We start from the raw sequence: 16,379 nt of genomic DNA on the forward strand, positions 1-16,379 counted from the left end.
TGTCTCATGGGCGCTGATGTCGGACAACGATAGGAGGCGAAGGTAGACGAAGAAATGTTCATGCCCACTGCTCTATCGTACAAAACTTAAGACGACACTGCTCGCCAAACAGCTCAAAGCGTTACGATTCAAAACACCCTACGAAGCCATCCGCCAACTCAGCGAGAAAAAGCCGGAAATCTTCATTCGAAACCCAAGCCATGACATGTTGGGACCAAACACCTAGTCACCGGAATCTGAAGTTCGGCTCATTGTTTTTTGGCAGAATCGCTTGACGGAGGCGAGGATTTGGCCGGCGGATTTCACCCATCTGTATGGCTTGGGATTCTCGTTGTGCGTTGCGATAAACGCGTCGATGTCGGCTTCCAGTTCGGCGGTGGAACGATGACACCGCGTTGCAATTGCTTGCGCATCAGCTCTGCAAACCACCGCTCGACTTGATTGATCCAGGAGGCTGACGTTGGCGTGAAGTGAACATGCCAATGCGGGCGGCGTGCGAGCCAGGCCTTGATCCTCGGCGTCTTGTGGGTCGCATAGTTGTCCATCACCAAATGCACGTCCGGCCCCTTGGGCATCTCGGCGTCAATCCGCTTCAAGAAGTCGAGAAATTCGGTCGCCCTGTGACGTTTGTAGCACTGGCCGATTACCGCGCCAGTCGCAACGTCGAGCGCGGCGAACAGGGATGTCGTGCCGTTGCGGACATAGGTATGGGTGCGCCGCTGCTCGGCGATGCCCGGCGCCATGGGCAGAACCGGCTGCTCGCGATCCAGTGCCTGGATTTGCGATTTCTCATCCACGCATAGCACGACTGCCCGATCAGGTGGCGACATGTAAAGGCCGACTATGTCTTGCACCTTATCAACGAACAGGGGATCGGAAGACAGCTTGAATGTCTCCGAACGATGCGGCTGCAAACCAAACGCGGTCCATATCCGACGGATGGTGGTGTGCGACAGCCCGCGGTCGGCTGCCATCAAACGGATAGACCAGTGCGTGGCATCCTTCGGGGTGGTGTTCAATGTCCGTTCGACGACCTCAGCTACCTGGGCGTCAGAGACGGTTCGTGGCCGACCTGCGCGATATTCGTCGGTCAGCCCGTCAATGCCACCCTGCACGCACCTGCGGCGCCACTTGCCAACCGTGTGCTCGTGGACGCCAAGGCGTTCGGCAACATCTTTGCTCCGCAAGCCCTGCGCGCACAGCAAAACTATCCGGCATCGATCCGACAGCGAGCGCGGCGCCTTGTGCCGCCGCACCTGAGACTCAAGAAAATTTCTATCCTCGTCGCTCAGAGCGACAAAGCCCGCTTGCCTGCCGACCATCAATCAAACTCCCGCTGTTACAACAGAAGCAAAATAAAATGATGCCTACTTTAGTTCCACGTTACTAGCGGCTTTGCCGCCGTAAATCGCTCATCTGGTCTTGTTATTTATGCTGAAATCAGTAGCGTTGGAACCTGATTCGAAAAGAACTCAATAGAAATGGTACCTTGCTAGCCTGCGGGTGAGAATTCGGATGTGGGCGATGAGCATCCAGGCTTCAGCGGAAGCGATTGACTTCTCCCAATCTTTGGCCAGTTGCCGGCATCGGCCAAGCTAGGCGAATGTGCGCTCCACCACCCAGCGACGCGGCCGCACTTCAAAGCGTCGGAGGACGGTTTTGAGAGCCGCCACTGCGTCATCGCGGTCTTGAATGTCAGCGCTGTGGACGACGAGCCCCACCATCAAACCGAGCATGTCGACAACGATATGACGCTTGCGACCTTTGATCTTCTTGCCCGCGTCATAGCCCGCAATCCCGCCGCTTTCAGTCGTTTTGACACTCTGACTGTCGATCACCCCGCCGTTGGCGAGGCTTCCTTTCCCTCCAGTTCTCGCGTCTCCATGACGAGATGATGGTTGATCCGCAGCCAAAGGCCAGTCGCCCGCCACTCGTAGAAGTGACCCTGCACAGTTGAATAGGGTGGAAAATCCTTCGGCAACATCCGCCATTGGCATCCGGAAGACGCGATATAAAGCAGTGCGTTCAAAACCTCGCGCAACTCCGTCTTGCGGGGGCCGCCGAGCCTGCGTGGCGTCGGCATAAACAGAGCGATCAGCGACCACTCCCTGTCGGTAACATCACTTGCATAACGCCCCGTCCGTCGGCCATATTGACGACGGATGAAATCAGTCAGCCCATTGCGGTCTCCATCGAATTTTAAGCAAATCCGAAAGGAAGCACAACTGGCTGATTTCACTCAACTCTTTTTCAGTCAGGCTCTTACAGGATGCAGATCCGCCGGTAGCATAGGAAGCGCCAATCTCCAGTATCCGAGGCTACTTCTCGTCATCAAATACGTCTACACGATCACGCGATGGGAAATAACTTTAAAGACCAAGAACAATATTTGGTATATTTTATAACCGTCGGATCGTTGCCACCGATCTCGATGTCTAACGCTTTGCCCCGAATGCCCCACATTGCCTGGGCAAAGCTAAGGCCCGGATTGGCTCGCTTCTGGCTAGCTATCCGGGCCTCCTAGATGCATGAATCGCCGATCTGGACAACGCCGTCGCTGAGCAATCACTTCAGCTGGGAACCGGTGGCGGCGATAAAGGGGATCACGAACGGTTTGGGTCATGCCGCAAAATCGCACAGGGCAATCGCCGAGGGGTTAACGTTACGATGCCGTGGCGCTTGCTCTGGTTTATGCGGCGGGATTGGAGAACCATTCCCAACCACCCCGCCCTGTCCTTTTTCGTCTGTAAAGAGCCTGATCGGCTTGCCGTATAAGACCGGCCAGATCTGTGGCGTCTTGCGGATAAAGGCTGACCCCGATGCTCGCGCCAAGGGTTATCGTTTCCACATCAAATACGAATGGCGCGTCAAAGGTGGCATTGATGCGATCACAGATAGCCTCTGCCTGTGTGTCGCTCTGAAGGCTGGACAACAGAACCACAAACTCATCGCCACCAATCCGGCCGACGAGATCCGTATCGCGGACGGCGTTGCGCAGGCGATCGGCAACCATCTTCAGGACTTGATCGCCAGCCTCGTGCCCCAGACGGTCGTTGACCGGCTTAAAACCGTCGAGGTCAACGAGCAGGACCCCCAGCTTGAGGTTGGCTTTCGTTGGTGCCGATGTGACTTCGGTTTCCCAGCGCTCGTGCAACGCCCGGCGGTTTGCGAGTTCGGTAAGAGGATCTTCCATTGCGATGCGACGGATGGCGTCTTCGGCAATTTTGCGATCTGAAATGTCCTCGAAAGTAGCGATCCCTATCCCGACATCCCAAAGTAAGGTCCCGCGGTGGAGCGTTGTGCGATATGTCCCATCAGCACAACGCACCCGGCATTCAAGCGGATCGATTTCCGCAATGCCCGATTGGTCTCCCCTCCAGAGAGCGGCCCAACGTTCGCGGGCGGTACGCCGCTCTGCCGACGTTGCGTAGACTTCTGCAATCCACTCATCGACGGTTGCGAAACGGCTTTCAGGATATCCGAACAACCTGATAAAGGTGCGATTGACGAAACGGATGTCCCCGCCCGGAAGGGTCGCCCAGGACATGGCAACAGGCATGGCATCGAGGATGATATGCAGGTCGCGGAATGATGTTGCCGAACCCGTTTCCGCTCGCTCGAAAAGTTCCTTCATCCCCCACTCCCTGCTTCACCAAGACCTGCTTCAGAGATCGATTTTACGAGGCCCACGACGCGTTTGCGAACGAGTGGTGAACTGATCAGGGCGAAAGCCCTGTTCAGATCAAGGCCCTCGTTATTTGCGAGAAACGCGGTGATCTCCTTGCCCGGATTCGACGTGATATCGCCCTCAGTTCCGGAACTCTGATCGGGAAAGAAATACGAAAACGGCACACCAAAGATGGTTGCGACGTTCTGCAGCCGACTTGCGCCGACGCGGTTCTTGCCCTTTTTGTATTTCTGAACCTGCTGGAATGTCACGCCCAGAGCTTCGGCAAGCTTGCCCTGGCTCATTCCAAGTATGCGCCGCCGTGCTTTAATGCGCTCCCCCACTTCGATATCGACGGGATTAGGTACCTTTGGTCCTCTCTTCATGTCCTCGAAATTACTCATGCTGTTTTCACCTTCCTATGGTTCAACTCTGCTATCGTTCCTGCATCCCGTTCGCTCGGGACCGGTTTGCCATAAAAATAGCCCTGAACTTCGGTGCATCCTTCTTCAAGAACGCGGATCAGATGCGCTTCCGTCTCTACGCCCTCAGCAACGGTCGTGACGCCGAGACGCTTGCCCAGATCAGCGATTGCCCTGACGATCGCGGCCGACTCCGGCCGCTCGACGGCATCTTTCACGAATGAGCCATCGATCTTGATCTTGTCGAAGGGGAAGGCGCGCAGATGGGTAAGGGACGAATAGCCGGTCCCGAAATCATCCAGCGCCACGCGAACACCCATGTCGCGAATGCGGCGCAAATCGCCAATCACACCATGTTCATCATAAAGCATAGCTGTTTCGGTCACTTCGATTTCCAGCCTGTAAGGGGACAACCCGGAACGGGTCAGTGCCGCTAGAATGGCCGATGCGATGGTTCCTTTTCCGAGTTGCGCGGCCGATACGTTGACCGCCACCCGTGCAGCATCGCTCCACCCGGCCGCATCAAGGCACGCGGTATTTAGAACGAAGTCGCCGAGCTGGTCGATCAGCCCGCTTTCTTCAGCGATCGGCACGAATTCGGCGGGCGAAATCCAACCCCGCTCAGGGTGAAGCCAGCGGACAAGGGCTTCGCGTGCAGTTATCTTCTTGGTGTGAGCGTCAATAATCGGCTGATAGAAAACGAACATGCCCTGACGTGTTGCAAGCGACGTCCGGAGCTTTGCACAGAGGCGGACCCGTTTCTGTATCCGGCTCTCCATATTTTCGCTAAACGTCCTGTGTGTCCCCTTGCCCGCCGCTTTCGCAGCGTAAAGAGCAATGTCCGCACGCGCCAGCAGCGATTCTCCGGTGTCGCCGTGTATTGGCGCGATAGCTATTCCGATGGACGCACCCATCAGGATTTGATCGTAGGGAAGAGACAGCGTTTCAATGATACGGGACGCAAAAGTTTCAAGTTCGGATGTTTCAACATGCGGAACCAGAATGGCGAACTCGTCACCGACACGATGACCACTGGTGTCATTCACTATTTTGAAGCCGTCAAGATCAATAAACAGGAGGGCGGGTCCGTCGCCCGGAAGGGCAAGGGCGGAATCCATGTTCTCGTTGAACGTCACACGGTTGGCGAGACCGGTCAGTGTGTCGTAATGGGCGAGGTGGCGGATTTGCCGTTCCGCTTCCACTTCCTTTGTGACGATCGCCCAAGTCAGCATCGGCCCGAGATATGTGTCGTCATCCGCCATGATCGCGGACACCTTCAGGTCCAAAACTTCCGGGCCGAGATCGATGCGGGCATTGTGCGGCAGGTTTTTGGGGTCTGACAGGATGCGTCGTTCGTGCTCGGGATGGCGATGGAAGACATCGATAGACGAACCAAGGAGACCGTCGGCCTTCAGGGGCAGAAGATGCTCGATGCTGCGGATGAGATCTTTCGAGGTTTCGTTTGCATAGGTGATCGTAAAACCTTCGGGTTCGACGGTCATCACCGCTACCGGCATGTCGTCGATCATGCGCAGCAGCCGCCCCTGTTCCTCCTGCTTGCGGCGTGCTTCGGTCTGCCTCGTCACCATCTGCGAGATAAGTGGCATAGTTGATGTTGAGGATCACCAGCATGCCGATCGAAACCAGTGCGATATTGATGGCGGTGGCGATGAAAGTCGGTTGCCCGGTCGCAGCGAAAAAGAAAATGAATGCGCCGTTGACGATGATTGTTACCGTCAGAGCGGCCGAGCGCAGATGCATCAGGCAGAAGATGCAGGAAATCACCGTGATCGCCATATAGAAGGCGAGGTGTGAGCGGGCGTAGGCGTCGCCATAAGGATAGAGGAAGAATGACCAGCCGTTGAAAGCGATCGCGATTACGAACGCCAATCGGTTTGTGCATCGCAGGGCATTCAGCGCGGTGAATGGCGTTGGCTTGGAGTGGCGGGATCTCCACCAGTGGACGATGCGCATAACGCATCCGATTGTCAGAATGCTTGGGATGCCTATCGAGAGCCAGAGAGGTGCAACCGGCATGTGGGTTCCCGCGACCACCCGGGTGCTCGAAAGCAAAATGAGGTACATCAACGGCATTTGCGGTGAGAACGCGAGATATTGTGCTTTCAGCAATTCAGGGTTTTCGCCCGAAACCTCCAGTGCACGCCGAAATTTATCAATCAACGGCTTCATGAACAGAACCTTCCCGTGGTGTCGCAATCAAAATGACCCGACCGCCGGTTTCTCATCCGACGCAACAGTACGGCATCATGCCGTTAACACAAGGGAGAGTGTTCTCAAGCGAGCCTTTCCGGTCGCCTCAGTAGGAGAATCTGCGGTACGCCCCCAAGCCTCTTTCCTGACCCCTTGATCGGGGAGTTAGTAAACCGAGTACGCCCGGTCCCATGGACCTTTAGTTCGGAGGAACCTGGACATGCGCCCATGGCTCCCCGACCCAAAAAGGTCAAGGAATCCGGTGCCTTGTCGGCAGGCACCAACCGACGTACTTCGGGGTTACTACGCCCCAAGGCTGCGCGCAGCCCCAATTTGTTTTACAATGGAACAGGTTAATGTTTTAATCTTTTCTGAGCATGGGATAGATTCTCAACGCGGATTGGCGCTTGGCCTGCAAAGCTTTGCCGGGCTTGTCGCAGTTTTTTCGGTTAACGGTATGTTGACCATCGGAAGAGAAATTCCGCTCCTATTGTTGCGGAGCGTACCGATGGTTCTGAATGCCATTACCGAGAAGCTGAAACGCCAATCGAAAGACGATTTCAAGGGACGACATTTTGAGGCGTGGCTGATCGTGCAGGCGGTTGCCTGGTATTTGCGTTATCCGCTCAGCTATCGCGATTTGGAGGAAATGGTCCGGGAACGCGGTTTCGAGATTGACCATAGCACGATCAACCGCTGGGTTCTGGCCTACGCACCGATGATCGAGAAGCGATTACGTCAGTTTCGTCGGCCACATTGCGGCTCGGTTCGCGTCAATGAGACCTACGTCAAGATCCGCGGCAAGTGGCGATACGTGTATCGCGCAATCGACAAGCACGGCAATCCCGTCGACTTTCTGCTGACGGCAAAGCGCGATCTTGATGCCGCCAAGCGGTTCTTCCGCAAGATGCTGAAGGACGAGCCCTTGTTGTCACCGAATAAGATCGGCACGGATGGCGCCAATACGTTTCCGTCGGCGATCAAAACATTGGTCGATAGCGGGCTGTTGCATCCAGATCCTGTGCACTATGCCACCAAGCATCTCCAACAAGGCATCGAAAGCGATCACTTCCGGCTGAAGAAGAACATGCCCAAGATCGGCGGGGTCCAGTCATTCAACACTGCGCGGCGAACCATCGCGGGTTTCCAGGCGATGCTGTGGTTGAGGAAAGGCTTCGGCTATTCCGGCGGCTGGATCGTCAACGACCAGAACGATCTGCTTGCGCGCCTCTTCGGACTGCAAAAGGTTAACAAAGTATAAATGCACACCGTTTAGGGGATAATCGCGGCCCACGAAAATCTTTGCGACATGTGTGGACGGCCTCCGTTTGGCAAGGATTATTTTGGTGTTTTGACAGGTTGGTCGGTAGCAGGCATGTGTCCGGCCTTTGATTGCGGCCTCTCAAGACTGCCGCTGGCCATGATGAAGTCCGCAGATCAGGTTCCAAACAAGCCCCCGCGCTTTTCGCGCTCGTCGCAAAGCGGATTATCCCGATCCGGGTTTCGACCCTTGTCATCACACCATCAGCACCTCACCAATTCGTTTGGCCTCAAAAAACTCTCGATGCGCTTTGTCAGCTCATCGCTGGGCAATGTAAACTTAGCGCTTCGCAGTCATGATTTGGGGTTGAGGTTTTGGTTTAGGCGGCTTGAATGCCAGCGATTTGGTACCATGTTTGCATGGCTGTTTCTCGCAATTCGCGATGATGGGTGGATGGAATGTCGTGGCGGGGAACGTGAAAGAGGTTGGCAATCGGATCGTGGATGGAAACGAACCGTTGAAGGTGCCTCGCTGACTTGAAGCGCCTCATAATCCTTTCACGCCGTCGGACAGGCTGATGAGAATTCTCGGCCCGATTGTTCAGGCCCTTGTGCGAGCGATGTTCGATACCGGGCATGATATCACGCTTCGCCGCACCGTAGGATCGAAGCTTGTCGGTGATTATCACACGCGGCGCACGGCATTGCCCTTTCAGAAGCTTTCGCATCAAACGCTTTGCCGCCTTGGCATCGCGGCGGCTTTGCACCAGCACGTCGAGAACAAAACCGTCCTGATCGACGGCGCGCCAGAGCCAATGTTTCTTGCCGGCGATCGTGATGACAACCTCGTCGAAGTGCCATTTGTCACCGAGCCTGCCGGCAGATCGCTTGCGGATATCATTGGCAAAATGTCTACCGAACTTCTCCGCCCAGAGCCTCACGTTTTGGTGAGAGACGATGAGGCCACGGGCAGCCAGCATATCCTCGACCATCCGCAGGCTCAGCGGAAACCGGAAATAGAGCCAAACGGCATGGGCAATCACCTCGGCTGTAAATCGATGGAGACGATAAAGAGGATCACGGGCAAATCTGGTCATGCCACAAGATCCCAAATGTTGATCGATGCCAGGTTAACTTTACAGTGCCCCATGAAGAGATTCCATAGAAGCCCCGACCGGTGGTTCTCGATCATCGCCACGATCGGCCCCTGGTTTACGGCGAGGTAGCTTTTCGAAATCCACCGTCCATTGGCCGCGAACGCATCGACAAATCCGTAGCGGCCCCAGAGCCGCCCATCGGCAGCCACAAGATAATACCTGAGCGCGGCTTCAGCCGCTTCTGGCAGGTATGGAAAACTCGAGAGTGCCGCCGTTGGGGCAATAATCCCGCGGTCATTGTCCGGCGCGCTGGCGATATATTTTCTTGGCCCGTGCGACGACGTCAGCCCCCAACAAGCCGCACCATAGCCGGCATGCTGGTGCGGATTGGCCACGGCGTGAGCATGGTGGATCGACGCATGAGCGACGTTCTGTTCCCAGTAGTCGCAATATCGGTCCCGCATCCTGCTTGGGTCGAGGCCGCAGAAGGAGGAGTGCGCCAGGAAGAGGGGACCCCCGAACGGCCGGCCTACCGGCAGTATGTGGCCGTAGTAGCCATTGCCATTTCGCAATGTTCCATTTCCGGCCCAACCGTGATGAAAAACATTGTCGTCAATTGCGTGGCGTCCCGCGCCCGCAGCAAGAATGTAAGCGAGCAGCCCCTCATTCCAACCCGTGATCGGAAGCGCCATCTTCCATTGATGCTTTGGGCTCCAATGCCAATACAGCGGCCTGGATGGCTCAGGCGCGTACCAACACCGCTCGACCTCATCGACCAATTCCTGGATCAATATGCGTAGCGGACGCTCTCCTGGTGCCTCGCCATCGAAATATTGGCGTGCGCATATCAAGCCTTGTAGAAGGAGGGCGGTCTCGACGAGATCGCCGCCATCGTCACGGTGCGAGAAAGGCACGACCTCTCCGGTTGAGCCGTTGATGAAATGCGGGAATGCGCCATGGAAACGCGGCACATCCTTCAGAAAGGCGACCGTCAGAAGCATCCGCTCCATCGCTTGCCCGCGGTCGATCCAGCCACGGCTGACGGCGACAATGATAGCCAGGAACGAAAATCCCGAGCCGCTGATGGAAACGAGATCGTTGCGCGCATCACCCCAGGTCAACCTGCGATCATAGGCAAGGCCACTGACGGGATGCGCACCCTCCCAGAAATAGGCAATCGTCGTCCTCTGAACGCGATCGAGCAGTTCTTCGAGCGGGGTTGAGCGGGATGGCGGCGTATTGGTCATATGCTGTGAAATCTCGGCGCTTGCGACGCATCGTGCCATGGCGGCGATACGATTTTGCCGTTACCAGCCGTTGGGAATCGAAGCTCTCTCGCTTTCGACGAGATTGGATGACCCAATCACCCAATCCGAACAAGGGGTTGTCGGTTCGTATCTCATCAAGGCGAAAAATTATTTTTCGGTGGCCAATTCGCTGAAATTCTTGATGCTGACTGAGGTATCGGGGAACTTTGCTGTGATCTCCAGCGTGCCGCCAAGAGCTTCGATGTAGCGTCGCAGGTTGCTGACATAAATATCGGCACGCTGCTCCAGCTTTGCGACAGCCGGCTGCTTCACGTGGAGTGCGCGCGCTACATCCTGCTGGGTCTTTTCACGCGCTTGACGCAGCTCATGCAACGCCATTTCCTCGAGAATTGCCTTGGTTGCTTCATCATTGCGGGCGCGACGTTCAGGCGCCATACTCTTGCGCAGGTCGTTAAAGGAGCGATGTCCAGTCATATCAACCCTTCCTTCCCGATCTCGATCAGGTAATTGTCATATAGGCGATCAGCGACCGGAATCATGATTTCGTAAAAGCGGTCGTCGCCGGTTTTATTTCCACCGACCAGCAAAATAGCGGTGCGACGCGGATCGAAAGCGTAGAATACCCGGTAGGGTTCACCACCGCTCTGAATCCGCAATTCCCGCATATGTTCGTGCCTGGAGCCTTCGATGCCGGATGAGTATGGGAAGGGGAGTTGGGGTCCTTTGGCTTCGAGAAGCCCGACCACCCTTACAATATCGTCCTGAATGGCTTCGACCAACGTCGCGTACCACTCACCAAACTCATCGGTATATTCAACGCTCCAACTCATCGATGCTCCAAATGTATTCCATCTGTGGAATATTTCAAGCGATATTCCACAGATGGAATAACTCGATCGCTTTCGACTGGCAAGTGACGACGATACTAAGTTGCAAGTGTCTGCGATCTCAATCGATTCCAGCGAGTTTGTCATCTGTACCTGCTTAGGAGCGAGATGGATTCTCGATGCGGCCTCCGCAAGTCGGCCGATTACTAGGCAAAAAATAGGGCCACCGGAAAACCGAGGCCCTTGAAGTGTGAAGGTTAAAACCTCCAGGGGGGAACAGCTGATGCGATGGCACTGGGAGGAGGCCGTCGCGTGCATCAGCTATGGGCTTTATGCCTAGAATATATGCGATGCGCAAACAAAAATTGTGCAATGCACCTATGCGCGAAACGACGAGATAATCGACGCCGCGGAATTCGGGGTTCCACGTCGCATATGAGCCGTCTCCACCATTCGTAAGCATTGACCCCAAACTGATGCCGGGGTGGAAAGAACCAAGCACCAAGGTATCGGGGGCAGCGATGAGGTCTGCATTAGCATGATCATTGTCGGTCGGAGGCGGGCCCATAGGAGACAGCCCATTCCCGCTCTTGATGGATGGCTTCCTGGTCCGGCCCCGGATCTCCGTCGATCAACCCGCTGACGGGGTCCGCTAGCAAGCTGCGGCCGCTCCGGCTCCGCCTTCGCGGTGATCGCGACCGGTTCCGGACACTGACGGGAGCATCGAGCGGGAATGGCCCGCTCCAAAGATGGAGCCCTCAGATGAACACCAATCTTTCCCTTGCGCAGAACCACGCCTTCCAGCTTTCCCGCACCCTGATGGTTCCGGTCACACTCTTCCGGACGGGCGACGAGTTCGGCGTTCTGCCGAGCGACGAACTCGATGACGAAGACGATCTGGAGATCGTCCATGAATATGTTCCGGGTGGGTCTCATTGAGACCCTTCCTTTTCACAGGTGCCGCTTGCGAGCGGCAGGCGGCAAGGGAAGCTTCGCCACGGCTGGCCTCTCGGCATCGGCACAAACCTGCAGATCTGCAGGTTGCCAGCCGCGCCCTTGCCTCCTTTGCTCTTCGCGGACAGTCGAGAACGGTCCCGCAAACCGCGGGGAGATAAAAATCACGAAGAAAGGCGGACGCAGGAGCGCCGGCAAAGGAATGGAGAAAAGAAAACTGGAAGATCTGCGGGACCGTGTCCCGTGCGCCGTTGTGCTGGAGCAGGCCGGTTTTGCAGTCGATGTGAAGGAAAGCACCCGACGGGCAGTTAAATATCGGCGCGGCGCGGAGATCATTATTGTCATCCACCAAGGGAGGGGTTGGTTCGACCCGCTCTCGGACGCCAAGGGCGATGTCTTCAACCTCGCCGCACACCTCGATGGACTTTCCTTCGTCGAAAGCCTGAACCAGGTCGCCGCATTGGTCGGCTTCGTTGCGAACGAACCGGTCTGGAGCCGAACTGTTCGAGATCCCGCGCCGTCTGATACCATTCCGGAGCGCTGGGCGAAGCGCCGCAAACCGTGGCGAGGGTCGATGACTTGGCGCTATCTGCAGGTTGAACGCCGCCTATCGGAGACCATCATCCGCGCCGCTATACGTGACGATGTGTTGCGAGAGGGTCCACAAGGCAGCATGTGGGCCGCGCATGTCAATGAACATGGTGCCATTTCCGGCTGGGAAGAACGCGGCCCCGACTGGCGCGGCTTCTCGACCGGCGGTTCGAAAGTGCTCTTCCGGCTCGGAGCTATCGATGCGCTCCGTCTCTGCGTCACCGAAGCCGCGATCGATGCCATGAGCCTTGCCGCCTTCGAAGGGTTGCGGGAGGGCAGTCTTTATCTCAGCACTGGAGGAGGGTGGTCACCGAGCACCGATGCTGCGGTGCGCAAGCTTGCCGCGCGTGCCGGCATCCAACTTGTCGCTGCCACGGATGCCAACATCCAAGGTGAGACCTTCGCCAGCCGATTGCGTGACATCGCCGATGAGGCTGGTTGCGACTGGCTGCGCCTCACGCCTCCGGACGAAGACTGGAACGACGCACTGTGCGCGCGAGAAAAGGAAAAGCAGGAAAAGCAGAACGAGGGGAGACGAGGCCTGCCGCATGCCCGCCGGCCGCGTCAAGGGTGAAGCTTCGCCCGGCTGTGCCGGCCCTTGACCCGCCCGGACGGAGAGGCGGCCTGAAGGGAGGGGTCAGGAAGGGCTGAAGAGACGATGGCGACCATGAGGATCCGCCGCGCTCCAGTTCGGACGAGGCTGAAGGAGCCCGATCATGACCCTCTCCACCATCCGCAAAGTTTTTGAAGGTGTTGCCGATATCAGGCAGATGTTCCGCATGTTCGACCGCCACGCGCAGCGCCCGAACCGATGGGAGGGCGACGACAGTGCGCTCTACAGCGGTGAATGGTTCGAGATTGGCGAGACATGCCACGATTACATGCTCGAGATCCTCCCGCCGCTGTGGATGCGGGGGGAGATGTTCGCCATGCGCGAGTTCCTGACCGGCTCGATCACCAGCATCTTTTTCACGCTCTTGATCGACGGGCACATCCGCTATTTCCATGGTTACTGTGATCTGGCTGACAAGGGCTCTCCCGAACGCATGCGCAACGCGATCATCGAGCGCGAATCCCGGCCCGTTCGGGCGATGACGCGTGAAGAGCGTCTCGAGCATATCTGGTCGAGCACGGCGGATGACTATCGCGGCTATGCCGGCGAACGTTGGCCGTCAAGCGATCATGGCAAGCGTACGGTCCTGATCTACGGCGGAAAGGAGGGCACATTCCTGAAGCGGCTCGACCAGCTCACCGATACCGAGATATCCGCGAAACTGCCGGTGCATCTGCGATATCTGCCCGACGCGATCGCGGCGTGACGGGGGCGTGACATGTTCACTTTTCCTGCCACCGACGTTCGGGCTGTGTCGGTCCGTGGTCAGCGACGCATCTGCGGATTACCACGGACGACACGTCCCTTTTCATCAGCCTGATCCACCCCTGACCACGGCTTTCACATCCAATCTTCCAACACCCCCGCGACCATCTCCGTGCCGTTCTGCCGGCCGGGGACGACGGCGCTTGCTCGTTTTCCAAGGAGCCTTTTCATGAGCAACAATCCCTTCACACTCGATATGTTCGGCAATACCGCTCTCTCGCCGGGACTTGGTCTCGGCGTCACGGCCTTCGGCAGCTTTTCAGCCCCTGCCAACGATGATGAACCAGAGCCGACGCCGCCCGCGCCCGCCGCAGCCTTGTCCGTCAGCGCGACCAAACAGCCGCCGCGCAGACAGGGGCATCGCGCCAACTTCTATCTCGACAGCGAAGACCGCGGCCTTGCGGCAAGCTGGAAGGAGCGGGCACGGATGAATGTCGCCGCCATCGTTACCGCCAACGAGATCGAAAATCACAACATACCCGTCACCCGCGAGCATCAGAGGAAGCTGATCCGCTTCACGGGTTTCGGGGCATCGGAGCTTGCCAACGGCATGTTCCGCAGGCCGGGTGAGATGGAGTTTCGCAAGGGTTGGGATGATCTCGGCACATCGCTGGAAACGGCGGTCGCCGAATCCGACTATGCTTCACTCGCCCGTTGCACCCAATATGCCCACTTCACACCGGAGTTTATCATCCGGGCAATCTGGTCTGGCCTGCAACGGCTCGGCTGGCGTGGTGGACGCATTCTGGAGCCAGGTATTGGTACGGGGCTGTTTCCGGCACTGATGCCCGAAGCCTATCGCGACAACAGCTTTGTCACCGGGATCGAGCTCGACCCGGTCACCGCCCGTATCGCCCGGCTGCTTCAGCCGAGGGCGCGGATCATCAACGCGGACTTTGCCCGCACCGATCTGGCGCCGATCTATGACCTGGCCATTGGCAATCCGCCCTTTTCCGATCGCAGCGTCCGTTCTGACCGATCCTATCGCAAGCTCGGCCTTCGCCTCCATGACTACTTCATTGCACGGTCAATCGATCTGTTGAGGCCCGGTGCGCTGGCCGCCTTCGTGACCAGCTCCGGCACGATGGACAAGGCGGATGCCACAGCGCGCGAGCATATTGCGAGGTCTGCGGACCTGAGCGCCGCCATTCGATTGCCGGAGGGCAGCTTCCGTCGCGACGCCGGCACGGATGTCGTCGTCGACATCCTGTTCTTCCGCAAGCGCAAGGTCGGCCAAGCCGAGGGCGACCAGGACTGGCTCGATCTGGAAGAAGTTCGTCCCGCGACAGAGGACGAAGGCGCTATTCGCGTCAACCGCTGGTTTGCTCGGCACCCGGGTCTGGTGCTGGGCGAACATGCGCTGACCTCGGGTCCGTTCGGTGAGACCTACACCTGCCTGCCAAGCACCGGGGAGGATCTGGAAGTGGTGCTTCAAGAGGCCATCGCCCTTCTTCCCGAAGGAATTTACGACGGTGGGCCGACGCCTGTGGACATCGACTTGGAGGAGGAACTCGGTGATATCGTTGATCTAATACCAGCCTGCGTTGAGGCTGACTCAGGTTGTGGATTCCCAAAGCGATGAAAGTGTGAATCAATGGCGTCCTGCATCGAAAGGACGTGGCGATGGGACAAGCGATCGGCTTGCGGGAAGATTTTGACGGAGCGTCGCTCCGGCGACTGGCGCGATTATCAAAGAGCGCGCCGCAGGCCCGGCGACTGCTGGCCCTGGCGCAGATCTACGAGGGGAGCAGCAGGAGCGAGGCCGCAAGGATTGGCGGGGTGACCCTTCAGATCGTGCGGGACTGGGTGATCCGGTTCAATGCCCGTGGCCCCGACGGTCTTCTGGACGGCAAGGCGCCGGGCAAGCCGTCGATCCTCAACGATGCCCAGCGTCGTGCGCTGGTCGAGGCGGTCGAGCGCGGGCCGATCCCGGCGATCCATGGTGTCGTGCGTTGGCGGTTGATCGACCTTGTGTATTTGCTGCACGAGGAGTTCGCGGTGTCGCTCGACGAAACCACCGTGAGCCGCGAGTTGAAAAAGCTGGGCTATGTGAAGCTGACCGCGCGACCACGTCATCATGCGCAGAACGAGCTGGCCATGGAGACATTCAAAAAGGGGGCTTTGCTGCCGAAGTGGCAAAGGTCCGGACAAGCCTCCCGAAGGGCACGTCCATAGAAGTCTGGTTCCAAGACGAGGCCCGCGTCGGTCAGAAGAACACCATCACACGGCGCTGGGCCAGACGCGGAACACGACCCTCGGCGCCCAAGGACCAGCGCACGAAATCGGCCTACATCTTCGGAGCCATCTGCCCCGAACAGGGCAAGGGTGCCGGGCTGATCCTGCCCTTTTGCAACACAGAAACGATGTCGCTACATCTCGCTGAGATCGCGCTCGCCGTAGCGCCGGGCGCGCACGCCGTGGTGTTGATGGACCAGGCCGGATGGCACATGACCGACAAGCTCGAGGTCCCCGACAACATCAGCATCATCGCGCTACCCGCCAAGTGTCCCGAGCTGAACCCGGTCGAGAACGTTTGGCAATTCATGCGCGATAACTGGCTTTCCAATCGCGTTTTTACCTCCCACGACAATATTCTCGACCACTGCTGCGAGGCTTGGAACAAGCTGGTCGATCAGCCTTGGCGCATCATGACCATCGGCCGCCGAAAATGGGCTCGTCAGTTCTGATCAATGCAGGTTGGTAT

The 16,379-nt window shown here is 57.6% G+C and carries 11 protein-coding genes and 5 pseudogenes; 7 read left to right on the top strand and 9 right to left on the bottom strand.

Features of this window, described 5'->3' with window-relative positions; genetic code table 11:
- Positions 1 to 103 precede the first annotated feature (103 nt).
- Positions 104 to 226 (top strand): annotated as a pseudogene (locus tag AVCG78_RS26155) (IS481 family transposase); the annotation flags it as partial.
- On the opposite strand, the pseudogene AVCG78_RS26160 reads toward AVCG78_RS26155, so the two are convergent.
- The 5 genes and pseudogenes from AVCG78_RS26160 to AVCG78_RS26180 form a co-directional block, all read right to left on the bottom strand.
- Positions 223 to 1,322 (bottom strand): annotated as a pseudogene (locus AVCG78_RS26160) (IS630 family transposase). The pseudogenes AVCG78_RS26155 and AVCG78_RS26160 sit on opposite strands and share 4 nt — an antisense overlap.
- Positions 1,323 to 1,472: 150 nt before the next feature.
- Positions 1,473 to 2,176 (bottom strand): annotated as a pseudogene (locus AVCG78_RS26165) (IS5 family transposase).
- Between the two features lie 513 nt (positions 2,177 to 2,689).
- On the bottom strand, positions 2,690 to 3,634 hold the full coding sequence (locus AVCG78_RS26170) for a sensor domain-containing diguanylate cyclase (protein ID WP_012648940.1): 945 nt from the start codon (positions 3,632 to 3,634) through the stop codon (positions 2,690 to 2,692).
- Positions 3,631 to 4,053, bottom strand: coding sequence for a helix-turn-helix domain-containing protein (locus AVCG78_RS26175; protein ID WP_041699550.1), 423 nt, complete (start codon positions 4,051 to 4,053; stop codon positions 3,631 to 3,633). The genes AVCG78_RS26170 and AVCG78_RS26175 overlap by 4 nt, the downstream gene beginning before the upstream one ends.
- Positions 4,054 to 4,067: 14 nt before the next feature.
- A pseudogene (locus AVCG78_RS26180) lies at positions 4,068 to 6,279 on the bottom strand (putative bifunctional diguanylate cyclase/phosphodiesterase).
- 529 nt (positions 6,280 to 6,808) lie between these two features.
- Between AVCG78_RS26180 and AVCG78_RS26185 the strand changes: the two are divergent.
- Positions 6,809 to 7,561 carry an IS6 family transposase gene (locus AVCG78_RS26185; protein ID WP_041699462.1) on the top strand — a complete coding sequence of 251 codons (753 nt, stop codon included), beginning with the start codon at positions 6,809 to 6,811 and terminating at the stop codon, positions 7,559 to 7,561.
- A 379-nt stretch (positions 7,562 to 7,940) separates the two neighbouring features.
- Here AVCG78_RS26185 and AVCG78_RS26190 read toward each other — a convergent pair whose 3' ends face one another.
- The 4 genes from AVCG78_RS26190 to AVCG78_RS26205 all read right to left on the bottom strand — a co-directional run bounded on the left by AVCG78_RS26190 (position 7,941) and on the right by AVCG78_RS26205 (position 10,755).
- Entirely contained in the window at positions 7,941 to 8,657 is a 717-nt protein-coding gene (locus AVCG78_RS26190) for an IS6 family transposase (RefSeq protein WP_071584719.1), read from the bottom strand.
- Complete coding sequence (locus AVCG78_RS26195) at positions 8,654 to 9,904, bottom strand: glucoamylase family protein (protein ID WP_041699553.1); 1,251 nt, start codon at positions 9,902 to 9,904, stop codon at positions 8,654 to 8,656. The genes AVCG78_RS26190 and AVCG78_RS26195 overlap by 4 nt, the downstream gene beginning before the upstream one ends.
- A 168-nt stretch (positions 9,905 to 10,072) precedes the next feature.
- Positions 10,073 to 10,399 carry an XRE family transcriptional regulator gene (locus tag AVCG78_RS26200; protein WP_041699465.1) on the bottom strand — a complete coding sequence of 109 codons (327 nt, stop codon included), beginning with the start codon at positions 10,397 to 10,399 and terminating at the stop codon, positions 10,073 to 10,075.
- The gene (locus tag AVCG78_RS26205; protein WP_041699467.1) at positions 10,396 to 10,755 is read right to left on the bottom strand and encodes a type II toxin-antitoxin system RelE/ParE family toxin; all 360 of its coding nucleotides are present in this window, start codon (positions 10,753 to 10,755) and stop codon (positions 10,396 to 10,398) included. Before AVCG78_RS26205 ends, AVCG78_RS26200 begins: the two co-directional genes overlap by 4 nt.
- A gap of 759 nt (positions 10,756 to 11,514) precedes the next feature.
- On the opposite strand from AVCG78_RS26205, the gene AVCG78_RS26210 reads away from it, so the two are divergent.
- From AVCG78_RS26210 to AVCG78_RS26230, 5 genes and pseudogenes are all read left to right on the top strand, one after another.
- Positions 11,515 to 11,691 carry a hypothetical protein gene (locus tag AVCG78_RS26210; protein WP_041699469.1) on the top strand — a complete coding sequence of 59 codons (177 nt, stop codon included), beginning with the start codon at positions 11,515 to 11,517 and terminating at the stop codon, positions 11,689 to 11,691.
- 217 nt (positions 11,692 to 11,908) lie between these two features.
- The gene (locus AVCG78_RS26215; protein WP_041699470.1) at positions 11,909 to 12,871 is read left to right on the top strand and encodes a DUF3991 and toprim domain-containing protein; all 963 of its coding nucleotides are present in this window, start codon (positions 11,909 to 11,911) and stop codon (positions 12,869 to 12,871) included.
- A gap of 142 nt (positions 12,872 to 13,013) precedes the next feature.
- Entirely contained in the window at positions 13,014 to 13,616 is a 603-nt protein-coding gene (locus AVCG78_RS26220) for a DUF1419 domain-containing protein (RefSeq protein WP_012648950.1), read from the top strand.
- Between the two features lie 228 nt (positions 13,617 to 13,844).
- Positions 13,845 to 15,212: pseudogene (locus tag AVCG78_RS26225) on the top strand (lactate dehydrogenase); the annotation flags it as partial.
- Between the two features lie 86 nt (positions 15,213 to 15,298).
- Positions 15,299 to 16,362, top strand: a protein-coding gene (locus tag AVCG78_RS26230) for an IS630 family transposase (protein ID WP_174083776.1) whose coding sequence is annotated in 2 segments (ribosomal slippage) — positions 15,299 to 15,790 and positions 15,793 to 16,362 — 1,062 coding nt in all. Because the reading frame shifts where the segments join, the coding sequence is not laid out codon by codon here.
- Positions 16,363 to 16,379 lie beyond the last annotated feature (17 nt).

This window comes from Gillisella vitis (assembly GCF_021559775.1).
In the GTDB taxonomy this organism is placed as follows: Bacteria; Pseudomonadota; Alphaproteobacteria; order Rhizobiales; family Rhizobiaceae; genus Allorhizobium; species Allorhizobium ampelinum.